The 14165-nt window shown below is 32.9% G+C and carries 12 protein-coding genes; 6 read left to right on the forward strand and 6 right to left on the reverse strand.

The genetic code is table 11. From position 1 onward, the window contains the following. Positions 1-91: 91 nt before the first annotated feature. The 5 genes from NYQ10_RS05465 (at position 92) to hflX (ending at position 8096) form a co-directional block, all read left to right on the forward strand. Positions 92-1312, forward strand: a complete 1221-nt coding sequence (locus NYQ10_RS05465) for an MFS transporter (protein ID WP_289879238.1) — start codon at positions 92-94, stop codon at positions 1310-1312. A 202-nt stretch (positions 1313-1514) separates the two neighbouring features. After that, positions 1515-4334 (forward strand): carboxypeptidase-like regulatory domain-containing protein, encoded by a 2820-nt coding sequence (locus NYQ10_RS05470; RefSeq protein ID WP_289879239.1) that lies wholly within the window; start codon positions 1515-1517, stop codon positions 4332-4334. Positions 4335-4352: 18 nt separating this feature from the next. Next, positions 4353-5702 carry a DUF5689 domain-containing protein gene (locus NYQ10_RS05475; protein ID WP_289879240.1) on the forward strand — a complete coding sequence of 450 codons (1350 nt, stop codon included), beginning with the start codon at positions 4353-4355 and terminating at the stop codon, positions 5700-5702. A gap of 136 nt (positions 5703-5838) precedes the next feature. Then, complete coding sequence (locus tag NYQ10_RS05480; protein ID WP_289879241.1) at positions 5839-6699, forward strand: hypothetical protein; 861 nt, start codon at positions 5839-5841, stop codon at positions 6697-6699. A 161-nt stretch (positions 6700-6860) separates the two neighbouring features. Then, positions 6861-8096: a GTPase HflX gene (gene hflX / locus NYQ10_RS05485; protein ID WP_289879242.1), complete on the forward strand. Its 1236-nt coding sequence runs from the start codon at positions 6861-6863 to the stop codon at positions 8094-8096. Positions 8097-8251: 155 nt separating this feature from the next. On the opposite strand, the gene NYQ10_RS05490 is transcribed toward hflX, so the two are convergent. The 6 genes from NYQ10_RS05490 to NYQ10_RS05515 form a co-directional block, all read right to left on the reverse strand. Then, the gene (locus NYQ10_RS05490; protein ID WP_276175640.1) at positions 8252-9202 is read right to left on the reverse strand and encodes a DUF3078 domain-containing protein; all 951 of its coding nucleotides are present in this window, start codon (positions 9200-9202) and stop codon (positions 8252-8254) included. A 77-nt stretch (positions 9203-9279) separates the two neighbouring features. Beyond that, positions 9280-9789, reverse strand: coding sequence for a DUF2480 family protein (locus NYQ10_RS05495; RefSeq protein ID WP_289879243.1), 510 nt, complete (start codon positions 9787-9789; stop codon positions 9280-9282). A gap of 82 nt (positions 9790-9871) precedes the next feature. Beyond that, positions 9872-10195: an SUF system Fe-S cluster assembly protein gene (locus tag NYQ10_RS05500; protein ID WP_025570977.1), complete on the reverse strand. Its 324-nt coding sequence runs from the start codon at positions 10193-10195 to the stop codon at positions 9872-9874. A gap of 131 nt (positions 10196-10326) precedes the next feature. After that, positions 10327-10752: a SufE family protein gene (locus NYQ10_RS05505; RefSeq protein WP_012023259.1), complete on the reverse strand. Its 426-nt coding sequence runs from the start codon at positions 10750-10752 to the stop codon at positions 10327-10329. Positions 10753-10754: 2 nt separating this feature from the next. Then, positions 10755-11180, reverse strand: coding sequence for a hypothetical protein (locus NYQ10_RS05510; RefSeq protein WP_289879244.1), 426 nt, complete (start codon positions 11178-11180; stop codon positions 10755-10757). Positions 11181-11192: 12 nt separating this feature from the next. Then, positions 11193-12407, reverse strand: coding sequence for an aminotransferase class V-fold PLP-dependent enzyme (locus NYQ10_RS05515; protein ID WP_289879245.1), 1215 nt, complete (start codon positions 12405-12407; stop codon positions 11193-11195). 220 nt (positions 12408-12627) lie between these two features. Between NYQ10_RS05515 and NYQ10_RS05520 the strand changes: the two genes are divergently transcribed. Then, a complete protein-coding gene (locus NYQ10_RS05520; RefSeq protein ID WP_289879246.1) occupies positions 12628-13977 on the forward strand; it encodes a serine hydrolase domain-containing protein in 1350 nt (449 codons plus the stop codon). Positions 13978-14165 lie beyond the last annotated feature (188 nt).

Genomic DNA, 14165 nt, shown 5'->3' on the forward strand with positions numbered 1-14165 from the left:
ATAACGTTGTATATTGTGCATAACGTTAGACTTTATAGGCTTTGAAGCACGTTTTTAGTATTTTTGAAAATATTACAAAATCAAAACAAATATGCTGATAAACATTAATCCATTATCGCTTTTTCAAACCAAAGGAAAAATCAAGAAAGTATTTAGAGAAGCAAAAGCTTCTTATTTAAATAGAATTCGATTTGCCGTTGGAATGTTTTATTTCGGAATGGGTTTAAGTTTCGCCACATGGGCGAGCAGAATTCCAGATATTAAAACCGCTTTGCATTTAACCGAAGGCGATTTAGGTTCTATACTTTTTGCACTTCCGGTTGGACAATTGGCGATTATGCCATTTTCTGGAAAAATGGTTACGAAATTTGGAAGTCATCGTATTTTGATTTTTTCTTTAATAATGTACGTTTTCTGCCTCATTAATTTAGGTTTAGCCACAACTGCATTACAATTATCTCTCGGATTATTCTTGTTCGGATTATTTGGAAACTTAGCTAATATTGCTGTAAATACACAAGGTGTTTATACCGAAGTTTTGTTTAAAAAAACGATTATGTCTGCATTTCACGGAATGTGGAGTTTTGCTGGATTTACCGGAGCATTGATAGGTTTAGGAATGCTGGCTTTAAATTTAAGTCCGCTGCATCATTTTATAATTGTTGCAATCGTAGTTTTAATCATGGTGGCATTTAATTTTAGATTTTTGGTGAGAGCCAAAGAAAAAAAGAAAGCCAAAGAAGAAGGAAAAAAATTATTTGTAAAACCAGATACTGCTTTGCTTTGGCTTGGAGTTATCGGATTTTGCAGTATGGCGAGTGAAGGTGTAATGTTTGATTGGAGCGGCGTTTATTTTAAAGATATTGTGCAAGCGCCAGGACCTTTGGTAGTTTTAGGATATACTTCTTTTATGATTATGATGGCGGGCGGAAGATTTTTGGGAGATGGTTTAATCAATAAATTCGGTCGCGAACGCGTTATGCAAATTAGCGGTGTTATGATTTCGGCTGGACTTTTTACGGCAGTTTTTCTTCCTTATATTATTCCATGTACTATTGCATTTATGTTTGTCGGTTTGGGCGTTGCAACGATTGTTCCTACCGTTTATAGTATTGCAGGAAAAAACCCGACAGTTCCTGCTGGAGAAGCTTTAACGATTGTTTCGAGTGTAAGTTTCCTTGGTTTCTTAATGGGGCCACCAGTAATTGGACATATTGCACAAAGTTTCGGATTGCAATTTTCTTTCGCCTTTATCGGAATTTTTGGTGTTCTAATCGCCTTTATGGTTTCTAAAATTAGAACTACTCCATAATTGTAATCGAAATACATTTTTATTAAATTAATTAAAAACACATTAAATTGTAAGAATTTATTTAATTTTAAATATTTTGTTTATATTTGAATTTGAATGATACCGCTTAGGTATTAAACTGCTCTTTTTCCAAAAACCAATTTTATCTTTTGAATTAAGGATTGATTTCCTAAAATAATTTCAAAGTAAATTGGATTTTTTAATGGTAAAAAAATACGTATTCTTCTTTATAGTATTGTTTTTTAATTTTGCTTCTGCACAACAGGAAATAACAGTTACAGGAATTGTTATTGACGCGCGAACGCAAAATCCGCTAGAAAATGTAGTGGTAACAATACAAAATACAGCTGTGATGCAGCTAACTTCGAAAACGGGAAAATTTGAATTGCATATATTTCCTCAAAAACAGCAATTACTTTTGCTTAGAAGTCAAGGCTACAAAGACTTTCTTTTAAAATTTCAATCTAATTCTGGAGAGAATATTAATTTCGGAATATTACAATTAGAAGATACTTATTCGGATGAAGTTCCTGCGGCATTAATCACTTTGTCAGACAGTGATTTCTCTGAAGATAATAGTTCTTCAGAAATGACTTCTGGACTTCTACAATCTTCCAAAGATGCTTTTATGCAAGCTTCGGCATTTAATTGGGGACAAGCAAGATTTCGTGTTCGTGGTTTAGACAGCGAAAACGGAACGATGATGCTCAACGGAATGACGATGAATAAAATCTACGACGGCAGACCGCAATGGAATAATTGGGGCGGATTGAATAACGTACTTCGTAATCAGGAATTTTCAATCGGAACCGCAGCTTCAAATTATACTTTCGGAGGAATTTTAGGAACGCAACAAATTTTTACTCGTGCTTCTTTATATAGAAAAGGAACTTCACTTACTTTTTCAGGAAGTAATACGACATACACGTGGCGCGGAATCGGAACCTATGCTTCAGGAATGAATGCGGCTGGTTGGGCGTATGTTGTTTCAGCAGGAAAGCGCTATTCAGATGAAGGTTATTTTGAAGGAACAAATTTCAATGCCGATTCTTTTTTTCTTAGTGTTGAAAAAAAATTAAACAATAAACATTCTCTAAATTTTACTGGATTTTATACGCCAAATTCAAGAGGGAAAAACTCCGCCAATACAAATGAAGTTGTTGGTTTAATGAACGAAAAATACAATTCGTATTGGGGATTTCAAAATGGAAAAAAACGAAATGCAAGAGTAAAAAATGTAGAAGAACCGTTACTAATGCTCAATCATTATTTTAAAATTGATGATAAAACGAATCTAAATTCTGGTATAATGTATCAGTTTGGAAAAGTGGGAAACAGCAATATCGATTACCAAAATGCCGACAGTCCAGATCCGGTTTATTATAAAAAAATGCCAAGTTATTTTAGTTCGCTTTACGCGAAAGATCAGGGCGAATTTTCAGGAGAATTTACGCCTGATTATGAAAATGCAGAAAAAAATAAAATAGCTTTTCTGGCAAATTCGCAGATAGATTGGAATGCGATGTATTTGGCAAATCAGAAACCTGGAACAAATGGTTACGAAGCTTCGCAAAGTCATTATGTAATATATGAAGACAGAACTGATGATAAAACTTTAGCCATAAATTCAACGTTAAATACACAGATTACACCAAACATTTCTTTTGATGGAGGTTTCATTTTTAAGAAACTAAAGTCACATAATTTTCAATATTTATTAGACCTTCTAGGCGGCTCATATTTTGAAGATATTGATACTTTCTACAAAGGAAATCTTTCGCAATCTGATTTACAGCATCCAAATCGCAAAGTTAAAGAAGGTGATATTTATGGTTATAATTACAACTTGCTGGCGAATACTTTAGACGTTTTTACGCAGTTTAAATTTGCTTACAACAAAACCGAATTTTATTTGGCACAATCTTATTCAATGTCAAATTATCAAAGAGAAGGTTTATACCAAAACGGACTTTATCCAACGACTTCTTTAGGGAAAAGTGAAAAAGTAGATTTCGAAAATTTTGGTTTCAAAGGCGGATTTACCTATAAAATTTCTGGAAAGCAACTCATGTTTTTTAACGCAGCACATTTGACTAGAGCGCCTTCGCTTCGAAATACATTTGCAAATTCAAGATTAAATAATTCTATAGTTAATGGAATAGAAAGTGAAAATATTAGCAGTATTGATGCTAATTATATGTATCGTTCTCCAAAACTCAAATTGCGTTTAACGGCTTATTATTCATTAATAAAAAACAGTACAAAAACCTCTTTCTTTTATGCCGAAGGAATTTTTGATAACGGAGCAGGTTACGATGCTACAGATGCTTTTGTGAGTCAAACTTTAACTCATTTAGATAAGAAAAATACAGGAGCAGAATTGAGTTTGGAATATCAGATTTCATCAACATTAAAAACCACTTTATGTGGCGCTTACGGAAAATATATTTACAGCAGTAATCCAAATGTTTCTATTACAAATGATGCCAATTTAGCGAAGGATGGAATGCAGACGACTTTTGATTTTGGAAGTGCATTACTTAAAAATTACAAACAACCAGGTACTCCACATCAAGCCTATTCATTTGGATTAGAATATAGAGATCCTAAATTTTGGTGGCTTGGTGCGAATATAAATTATTTGGCAGAAAGTTATATTGATATTTCTCCGATTTCTAGAACTCCACAATTTTACATTAATCCAGCAAATAATTTTCCTTTTCCAGAAGCAACTTCTGAAAGAGGAAATGAATTATTAAAACAAGAAAAATTTGATCCTGTTTCATTGTTAAATATAAGTGGTGGAAAGTCTTGGCGCATTCGCAAAAAATATATCGGACTTTTTTCCAGCGTTAATAATGTATTCAATTCGATGTATAAAACTGGCGGATTTGAACAAGCAAGAAATGCAAACTTCAGAGCATTAAATCAAGATGTTTCTAGCGGAACGCCATCATTTGGACCTAAATATTATTACGGTTACGGAAGAACTTATTTTTTAAATCTCACAATTGGATTATAAATCAAAAAATTATTGGTTATGAAAAACATATTTTTAAATTCACTTTTTGGATTATCATTTTTAATTATTTGCAGTTGTAGTACCGAAGTCGAAACTCCAAAATTAGCATGTACACAACCTGATTTTACAGTAAATAAAACCGTCGAAAAAGTTTATGAACTTTCTGCTAATACAGCAAAACAATATTTATACGATGATGTAATTGAAGCTTATGTGGTGTCGAGTGATGAAGGCGGAAATTTTTTTAAAACTATTTCACTGCAAACAAAAAAGACCGAAAAAAATCCAGCAATTGGTTTCAGCGTTCCTATTGATGCCTCAAATACTTATATCGATTATCGTTTAGGAAACAAAGTTTATGTAAAACTTAAAAACCAATTTACAGATTTGTATTACGGTGGTTTAAGAATTGGCAGTTTGTATGTAAGTAATGCGGGAGATCCTACAATTGGGAGGATTTCTCAAAATGAATATAAAAATGTATTAAATGCTTCTTGTACGATAATTGAGGAAGATTTATTGGTTGAATCAATTTCTGTTGAAGAAGCATTAAATGATAGCAAGTTGAATACTTTAATAGAATTGAACGATGTTGAGTTTACAGAATCGGCTTTGGGACGCCATTATTTTGAAGAATCAAATAATGTTGGCGGATCGACAAATTGGAATTTACGAGATAAAACTGGAAATCAAATTATTTTTAGAACGAGTGCTTATGCAAAATTTGCAGATCATTTTGTGCCAGAAGGAAGCGGGAAAGTACGAGGAATTCTAACCAAATTCGGAACAGATTATCAATTGATGGTTCGCTTTGAAAGTGATATCGAAATGAATGGAAAAAGAAATACGCCTTTTTTTGCAGAAGATTTTCAATCGGTTAAAAACAATGTAAATTTTGCACTTCCTGGTTGGAGCAATATTGTAGAAAAAGCAGCCAAATTATGGAAAAGTATGGTGTACGCCGGAAACGGTTACGCAGAATTTAACACTACAAGCACAACCGCTGCCGAAAATGTTGCTTGGTTGGTTTCTCCTAAAATAAATCTAACAGGTTACAAAAATGCAGTTCTTTCTTTTAGAAGTGCACAACATGATTTAAAAATAGATTCACCTTTAAATACTTTGGAAATTTATGTTTCAACCAATTTTGATGGCTCAAGTGTTGCCAAAGCAAAATGGACAAAATTGGAAGCAAAAGTTCCAAATCTTTCCACTCCTGCACGCGAGTTTATAAGTTCTGGCGGAATTGATCTTTCGGCATATTCTGGAAATATCAATATTGCATTTAAATACATTGGTTCTGGAAAAGACAAAACCTTAAACGGCGCTTTTATGGTAGACGATATTAAGATATTTGGAGAAAAATAAAATGCGATTTAGGATTTAATAAATAATAAGTTGGTTTTTAGAGTTTTATTGAAAAGTTTGTAGTTTTTGTATTTCAAATTCCTGAAATTTAATGGAATTTTGTATTTTGGTCATCCCAAATCAATACAAATATCACATGAAAACCTACTTTATTGCCATCTTAATGATGGTTTTTCCATGCGTAATACATAGTCAGGACGCTCCAGTTCGACTTAAGCAAATCAACGTTGTAAAGACGAATTACCAAAACTCTAAAGACGGTGAAATTGTAAACAAAACATTCGTTTTTAAAGATGGCAAAGTTCAAACCATAACTACTTCAGATGTGGTGCAGCATTTCTTTTACAATAAAAATGGCTTACTTGATATGACAGTAAAAGATAAAGTTGGAAGTGACTGGAAAGAAGTAGTAAACTATAGTTACGATGCTGATAACAATATTACGAAGTTTGTAAAAAAATATCAGGAAGGGCCAAATTATATTACAAAAGTGGTTTCGTTTCTTTATGAAGGAGCAAGAATCAAAGTGACAACAAAAAAGAGTACTAATCATCAGAATTTAGTAGACGATATTGAATATTTGGTTGAAAATGGAATTATTGTCAGACGCACGTCACGCGACAGAAACAAAGCCATTATCGGAAAATTAGAATACGTTTATGTAAACGATAATGTATCAAAACATAAAGGATTGGTTGGAGATAAAATCTCTAAAACATATACTTATGATGATAAAAAATCGGTAGATCAATTAATTGTTCAAAGTCTTTTTGGAGATAATTACAAAGTAATTGTTCCGATGATTTCGTATCACGAAGAAGAGTTTCCGTTTGAATCGATTTCTTATAATAATGAAATGAATTTCAGTCCGTCTTCTACAGCATTAGTTGCAGTAAGCAGAAAGTACAAATACAATAAATTAAATTTTCCGATTTCTTGTTCTCAGATAGAAGAAAACGGAATTGTAAAAACGGAGAAAACCTTTATTTACGAATAAAGGGTTTTTATAAAAAGACCATTCAGAGGTGGAATTTTGCTGAGGTAAAACTTGGCGGAGTTCCATTTTTTTGTGATAATCATTTGGATATAAATTTAAAAACCAAATTGTGTAATTGATTGTAGCCGACAAATGATTAAATTTGCACCTTATTCAAGAATATGTTAGAAAAAGAAGTTATAAATTTTGAGAGAACGGTTATTGTTGGAATCGTTACTCAAAGTCAAAGTGAAGAGAAACTAAATGAATATTTAGACGAATTGGAGTTTTTGACTTTTACCGCTGGCGGTGAAGTTATTAAGCGCTTTTCGCAAAAAATGGAACGCCCAAATCCGAAGACTTTTGTTGGAACGGGAAAAATTGACGACATCAATCTCTATGTAAAAGAGAACAAAATATCGACCGTAATTTTTGATGATGAATTAACGCCTTCTCAGCAAAAAAATATTTCAAGAATTATTGATTGTAAAATTCTGGATAGAACGAATTTGATTCTGGATATTTTTGCACAAAGAGCAGAAACTTCATATGCAAGAACGCAGGTAGAATTGGCGCAGTGTATTTATTTACTGCCAAGACTTTCTGGTTTATGGACGCACCTTGAACGTCAAAAAGGGGGTATCGGTATGCGTGGGCCTGGAGAGACGGAGATTGAGACAGATAGACGTATTGTGCGTGATAGAATTTCGTTATTGAAAGAAAAAATCAAAACGATCGATAAACAAATGGGTATTCAGAGAAGTAATCGAGGCGCAATGGTTCGTGTGGCTTTAGTTGGATATACCAATGTTGGAAAATCGACTCTGATGAATGCCATTGGAAAAAGTGATGTTTTTGTTGAAAATAAATTGTTTGCAACTTTAGATACGACAGTTCGAAAAGTGGTTATCAAAAACCTTCCTTTCTTACTTTCTGATACAGTTGGATTTATTAGAAAATTACCAACGCAATTGGTAGATTCTTTTAAAAGTACTTTGGACGAGGTTCGCGAAGCAGATTTGCTTTTGCATGTTGTAGATATTTCACATCCAGATTTTGAAGATCATATTGAATCGGTTAATAAAATTTTGCAAGAAATCAAAAGTAACGATAAGCCAACGATTATGGTTTTTAACAAAATCGACGCTTACAAACACTTGACAATTGATGAAGACGATCTAATTACAGAAAGAACTCGTAAACATTATACGCTTAACGAATGGAAACAAACGTGGATGAGTAATGTTGGAGAAGATAAAGCATTGTTTATTTCGGCGAGACAAAAAGAAAACTTTGAAGAATTTAGAGAAAGGGTTTATGAAGCAGTTAGACAAATTCATATTACGCGTTTTCCTTATAATAAATTCTTGTATCCTGATTATAAGGATGCAGTTGAAAAGGAAGAAGAGCAGGAATAAATTAATTTAACGTAAAGAACGCTAAGGTTATATGCACAAAGTTCGCAAAGCTAAATTTATATATAGCTTTGCGAACTTTTTCTTTTATACAAAAAAACAACTAATAAAAATCTTAGCGTTTTTTGCGTTAAAACTAAGCAGTTTCCAGACTCAAATTAAAATCCAAAATTAACTCCTAAACCAAATACTTGTCTGGTTTGAAGTCCTCTGAAAGCATTATCATCATAAATTGCTTGAAAAGCAAAATTTGCAGATAAGAATTTATTAATTTTCATAATGATATTCAAAGAATAATTGATATCTACATTTTGCGGATCTTCTAAATAATTAGAATATAAATTCAGTGTATTTTCTGCCGTTACGTTGGTCATAATAGCGAGTTTATAATAAACAGATGCATAGAAACCAAGTTCGTAACGCATTGTTTTGCCTTCGTCAACTCCAAAATAATCGCCATCTACATAGGGCAAACCTGTAAATCTATCAATTCCGCTTGTATAAGCATTATCTACAAAAGTGAATTTTGAAGTTAGAGGCGCAAAGTTAATCTTCAGATTTTCATCTTTAGACCAATAAATACCAGGTCCAGTTGTAAGATATCCAGGTGACATAAACTTAGTTTGTTCTGTTCTGATTTCTTTTCCATTGGCATCTTGACCATAAATATAACCCGTTGTAAATTGGGTTCTAAAATTCAGAAAGAAAGAATAATACCAATCGCCAAAAGCTCTCTTACCAAGAATAGAGTTGAATTCTAATCTATCGTCGGTCTTTTTGCTAAAGTCGGTATTTTTGGTTTGGAGTATACCGTAAGAGGCAAGGACTTTATTATCCCAAGTTACGTCATCTTTTTTATAATTAAAATCATAATTGATTCCGAGTGTTCCAGAGAAACTGTCTTCTCCACCAGCAATCCAGTTGTTAAAACTCGATTGATTTAATAAAAGTGATACAATTCCTTTTGCCTTCCAGCCTTCTTTTTCAATGGTGTCATTGAGTTTTTTTACGGCTTTTTCAGTATTTTGAGCTAATTCTTTTTCAGTGTTTTGGGCTTGAACAAAAGTAAGATTTGCTAAAACGAAGAGTAATAAAAAGATCTTTCTCATGGTATCTAGTTTAAGTGTGTAATCAAATATACTAAAAACCAATCGAAAGATAAAGGTTGATTGCGTGTTATTGCAGGTTATTTCTTAGATTCTTTGTATAAAGGTACTGCAGAACATGCTTCGCCATACATAATGCTTCTTGCAAAGGGCTGCAAATAAGTAGTGGCTAATATGTAGGCGCGCATTGGAACAGGTTTTCTAGAACAGCCTTTTACAATTACCGGTTTGTTCTGATAAACCGAATAATCTATTTTACTTAAGATTTCTTCGTATAAGCTTCCGTCTAAATCTTCGATTGTTCCGTTAACAACTTTTTTTGCAAAAGGAGCTAAATGAACGCTTACTAAAATTAACGCCCAAGCTGGAATAATGGCGTCTGTACTGCAATGTACAGCGACATATTGATCTTGATATTGCGACCAGTCATGATTTTTAAGATGTTCTCTAAAGTCTTTTTCTTTTAATAAAAATCCTTCTAAAAGCCATTGCGAAATGTCAATCTGCACACGCATTCCTTTTGGATAATAATCCTCTAAATCAAAAACTTCTAAAGCACTATTGGCAACTTTGTTGATGATTTCTTCCATGTGAAAAGTTAGTTTCAAGTTTCAGGTTTCACGTTTCAAGTTGTGTAACCTGAAACGTGAAACCTGAAACCTGAAACAAATATTAAAGCATTCCTAATTCTAACTTAGCTTCTTCGCTCATTAAATCTTTGCTCCAAGGCGGGTCAAAAGTAATTTCTACTTCAACATCTTTAATGTGTTCGATTGTTTTTACCTTTTCTTCAACTTCTCTTGGTAAACTTTCTGCAACTGGGCAGTTTGGCGAAGTAAGTGTCATAAGGATTTTTACTTCGTAATCTGTGTTTACCATTACGTCGTAAATTAATCCTAACTCATAAATATCTACAGGAATCTCAGGATCGTAAATGCCTTTAAGGATTCTTACGATTGATTCTCCTAATTCGTTTGTGTCTATTTCTTGTTCCATTTTTGTTTTTGTTTTTACCATTAAGATATTAAGAAAATTAAGTTTTGCAATACGCTTAATTCTCTTATAACTACCAAGAAAATTAAGCTTAGTACTTTATGAACCTTAATGCCTTAATGGTTTAAAATTTTTTAATTTTTGTTTTTTGCATCAAAAGCCAAAGCATACATTTTGATGTTTTTTATCATCGAAACCAAACCGTTGGCGCGCGTTGCAGATAAATGCTCTTTTAAACCAATTTCGTCTATAAAATCAGTATCGGCTTCTAGAATATCTTTTGCTTTTTGATTGGAGAAAGCACGAATTAAAATTGCAATTATTCCCTTTGTCAAAATAGCATCGCTGTCTGCTGTAAAAACGATTTTATCATCGTTTTGTTCGCCTTGCAACCAAACTTTAGATTGGCAGCCTTTGATTAAATTATCGTCGGTTTTGTATTCTTCTTTAATTAACGGAAGACTTTTTCCTAATTCGATAATGTATTCATAACGCTGCATCCAGTCGTCGAACATTGAAAATTCGTCTATTATCTCGTCTTGTATTTCTTTTATTGTCATAATTATTCTTTAGAAAAATCAACTAATAAATTTACTAGTTTTTCGATTTCTTTTGGCGGAAAACCATTGTCAAAACCTGAAGTTTCGTAGGTTTTTCCATCTTTAGTTATTTTTAAATTTCCTATTGCGGCACCGTCATAAGTACGTTTGTCGGTTGGCGCTTTTAAGGAAGAAAGACTTTCTAAATTTATTTTTGAATAGGCATCAACAATTTTATTCCATTTTGCATCATCAATATTGCTTTTAACAGCTTCTGCGTTGCGTTCTTTAACAACAGAAACCGATTTATTTTGCACTACAATACTTTTGTAATAGCCTCTCGACATTGCAGAATATTCAATTTGTGTAGATTTCATATCTGCTTTTTTTTGACTGCAGCATCCCGTAGCAATAAAAAGTGTCAGGAGCAATAATGATACTATTCGCATATATTTTTTTTTTTAGCTTAACATAGTTTGTGCTTTTTTAACAGCATCAACCATGGCATCGATTTCTTCTTTTGTATTATAGAAAGAGAAAGAAGCGCGAATTGTTCCCGGAATACAGAAGAAATTCATAATTGGCTGTGCACAGTGATGTCCTGTTCTAACCGCAATTCCTAATTTATCTATAATAGAACCAACATCATAAGGATGAATTCCATCAATATTAAACGAAACTACAGAAGCTTTATTTTTGGTGTTTCCGTAAATTCGGATACCTTCAATTTCGTTAAGACGTTTTGTAGCATGTTCTAAAAGTTCATTTTCATATTCATGAATTTTATCAAAACCGATCTCGTTTAAATAATCAATGGCAGTTCCTAAAACAATTCCGCCAGCAATATTTGGCGTTCCAGCTTCAAATTTATGAGGCAGATCTGCGTACGTTGTTTTTTCGAAAGTAACTTCTTTAATCATTTCGCCACCGCCTTGGTAAGGAGGAAGTTTGTTTAACCATTCTTCTTTTCCGTAAAGAATTCCAGTTCCGGTTGGACCGCACATTTTATGACCAGAAAAAGCATAAAAATCGCAGTCTAATTCCTGAACATTTGGTTTTAAATGCGGAACAGCCTGTGCGCCGTCAATTAAAACTGCAGCGCCAACAGCGTGTGCTTTATCAATAATATATTTTATTGGATTGATTACACCCAATGCGTTTGAAATATGATTTACGGTAACGATTTTTGTTTTGTCTGAAAGCAATTTGTCAAATTCCTCAATGATTAATTCTCCATTTTCATTGATTGGGATAACTTTTAAAACAGCGCCCGTTTTTTCGCATAACATCTGCCAAGGCACAATATTACTGTGATGTTCCAATGAAGAAACTACAACTTCGTCACCAGGTTTTAAAATCGAAGCAAAACCGTTTGAAACTAAGTTAATTCCGTGCGTTGTTCCCGAAGTAAAAAGAACTTCATGAGCATGTTTTGCGTTGATATGGTCTTTTACTTTTCCGCGAGAAATTTCGTAAGCGTCAGTTGCTAACTGGCTTAAAGTGTGAACGCCACGGTGAATATTGGCGTTGATTTCGTTATAATATTTTACTTCAGCATCAATTACAACTTGTGGTTTTTGCGAAGTAGCTCCGTTGTCGAAATATACTAATGGCTTTCCGTTTACAGTTTGTGAAAGTATCGGGAAATCAGCTCTTATTTTTTGAATATCTAGCATGTCTTATTTAGAAAAAATCTATCTACAAAAGTACTAAAACTAAATTTGTTTATACAGCAATTCTATAATTTCCTTTTATGATGCCATTGATTAAAGGCTTAAATGCTGATTTTATAAAAATCAGTTCGCTTTTCTGAATTATCTGAAATAGATTTATAATTTGAGTCTTAATATCGTGAACATAAATTATTTATATTGCAATAAAAATAACTAAATCATCATGAAAAAATTTCTCAAAGTACTTTTGCTTGTTGTGGTTCTTGCTTTTTTGTATTTCGGATTTACAACTTATCCAAAACTTGATTTGATTTCTGGCTTTTCGGCCAAAAGTGTCGCGTCGGGTCATTTTATAGATAACCGCTCTTTGGATTTAATTCAAAAAACCGACAATGATATCGATATGATTGATTTGGCGAAGAACTCAATTGATGATGCTGGAAAATTTGCTGTTTCATCTGTTTACGGATTGAAAGAAAGAAAAGCAATTTATCGCGAAGGTTTAGGTGCAACTTTGATTAATGATAATTTTGATATTTCAAAACCATATTTACTTCCAAAAAGAACAAAACTAGAAAACAATCTTCCTTTTCCATACGGAAATAATGAACCAAAAGATTCTGCTTTCGTAAATGTTGATTATTCAGAACTAAAAAAAGCTGTCGAAAATGCTTTTGACAAAACAGGCGGAAGAATTAAAAGAACTCGTGCTGTTGTAGTTTTATATAAAGATCATTTAATTGCCGAAAAATACGATACAGGTTTTAATAAGGACAGTAAAATTTTAGGATGGTCAATGACTAAAAGTATTACCAGTTCTGCTTTTGGAGTTTTGACAAAACAAGGAAAAATTGATATTTATAAACCTGCTCCAGTTGCAGAATGGAAAAATGACGAACGTAAAAATATTACACTTAATGATTTGCTTCATATGAATTCTGGTTTAGAATGGGAAGAGAATTACAGCACAATCTGCGACGCCACAAAAATGCTTTTTCAAGCTGAAGATATGGGGAAAGTGCAGTTGGAAAAACCAGCTCAATTTAAACCCAACACACATTGGAATTATTCATCAGGAACGACTAATTTATTGTCTTTAATTTTGAGAAGACAATTTAAAACCCAACAAGAATATCTTGATTTTTGGTACAGCGCCGTAATCGACAAAATCGGAATGAACTCAATGATTGTCGAGCAGGATATGTCGGGAACTTTTGTAGGTTCCTCTTACGGATGGGCAACGCCAAGAGACTGGTCAAAATTCGGATTATTATATCTTCATAAAGGAAACTGGAACGGAGAACAAATTTTGGATGAAAGCTGGGTAAAATACACATCAACACCAACGAATACTTCTAATGGAAAATACGGAGCACAATTTTGGCTAAATGCAGGAGGAAAATTCCGGGACGTTCCTAGAGATATGTTTTATTGCAGTGGTTATCAAGGTCAAATGGTTGCGATTGTTCCATCAAAAGATATGGTAATCGTGAGAATGGGAGTGAGAGAGGGTGATAAAAGTTTTGATTTTAATGGGTTTTTGAAAGATGTCATTTCTTCAGTGAAAAAATAAATTATGAAGAAACTATTTCATCCAATTGTTTTATTAATAATCGGTTTTGTTTTAAATGGATTTGCATGGTCTACTAATATTGGTCATCCATTTAATACGATCTGTTTATTACTTGGATTGGGATTGTTTTTCTTAGGAATTATATTGTCAATAATAAAAATTAAAGATTAATATTTAACTGCAAAGAG

The sequence above is a fragment of the Flavobacterium johnsoniae genome, from assembly GCF_030388325.1.
GTDB lineage: Bacteria > Bacteroidota > Bacteroidia > Flavobacteriales > Flavobacteriaceae > Flavobacterium > Flavobacterium johnsoniae_C.

What these genes read in the sequence shown, in the direction of transcription:
- NYQ10_RS05515 (WP_289879245.1), bottom strand. Translation starts at nt 12,407, where the DNA reads ATGCTAGATATTCAAAAAATAAGAGCTGATTTCCCGATACTTTCACAA.
- NYQ10_RS05470 (WP_289879239.1), top strand. Translation starts at nt 1,515, where the DNA reads ATGGTAAAAAAATACGTATTCTTCTTTATAGTATTGTTTTTTAATTTT.
- NYQ10_RS05520 (WP_289879246.1), top strand. Translation starts at nt 12,628, where the DNA reads ATGAAAAAATTTCTCAAAGTACTTTTGCTTGTTGTGGTTCTTGCTTTT.
- NYQ10_RS05510 (WP_289879244.1), bottom strand. Translation starts at nt 11,180, where the DNA reads ATGCGAATAGTATCATTATTGCTCCTGACACTTTTTATTGCTACGGGA.
- NYQ10_RS05505 (WP_012023259.1), bottom strand. Translation starts at nt 10,752, where the DNA reads ATGACAATAAAAGAAATACAAGACGAGATAATAGACGAATTTTCAATG.
- NYQ10_RS05475 (WP_289879240.1), top strand. Translation starts at nt 4,353, where the DNA reads ATGAAAAACATATTTTTAAATTCACTTTTTGGATTATCATTTTTAATT.
- NYQ10_RS05465 (WP_289879238.1), top strand. Translation starts at nt 92, where the DNA reads ATGCTGATAAACATTAATCCATTATCGCTTTTTCAAACCAAAGGAAAA.
- NYQ10_RS05495 (WP_289879243.1), bottom strand. Translation starts at nt 9,789, where the DNA reads ATGGAAGAAATCATCAACAAAGTTGCCAATAGTGCTTTAGAAGTTTTT.
- NYQ10_RS05490 (WP_276175640.1), bottom strand. Translation starts at nt 9,202, where the DNA reads ATGAGAAAGATCTTTTTATTACTCTTCGTTTTAGCAAATCTTACTTTT.
- hflX (WP_289879242.1), top strand. Translation starts at nt 6,861, where the DNA reads ATGTTAGAAAAAGAAGTTATAAATTTTGAGAGAACGGTTATTGTTGGA.
- NYQ10_RS05500 (WP_025570977.1), bottom strand. Translation starts at nt 10,195, where the DNA reads ATGGAACAAGAAATAGACACAAACGAATTAGGAGAATCAATCGTAAGA.
- NYQ10_RS05480 (WP_289879241.1), top strand. Translation starts at nt 5,839, where the DNA reads ATGAAAACCTACTTTATTGCCATCTTAATGATGGTTTTTCCATGCGTA.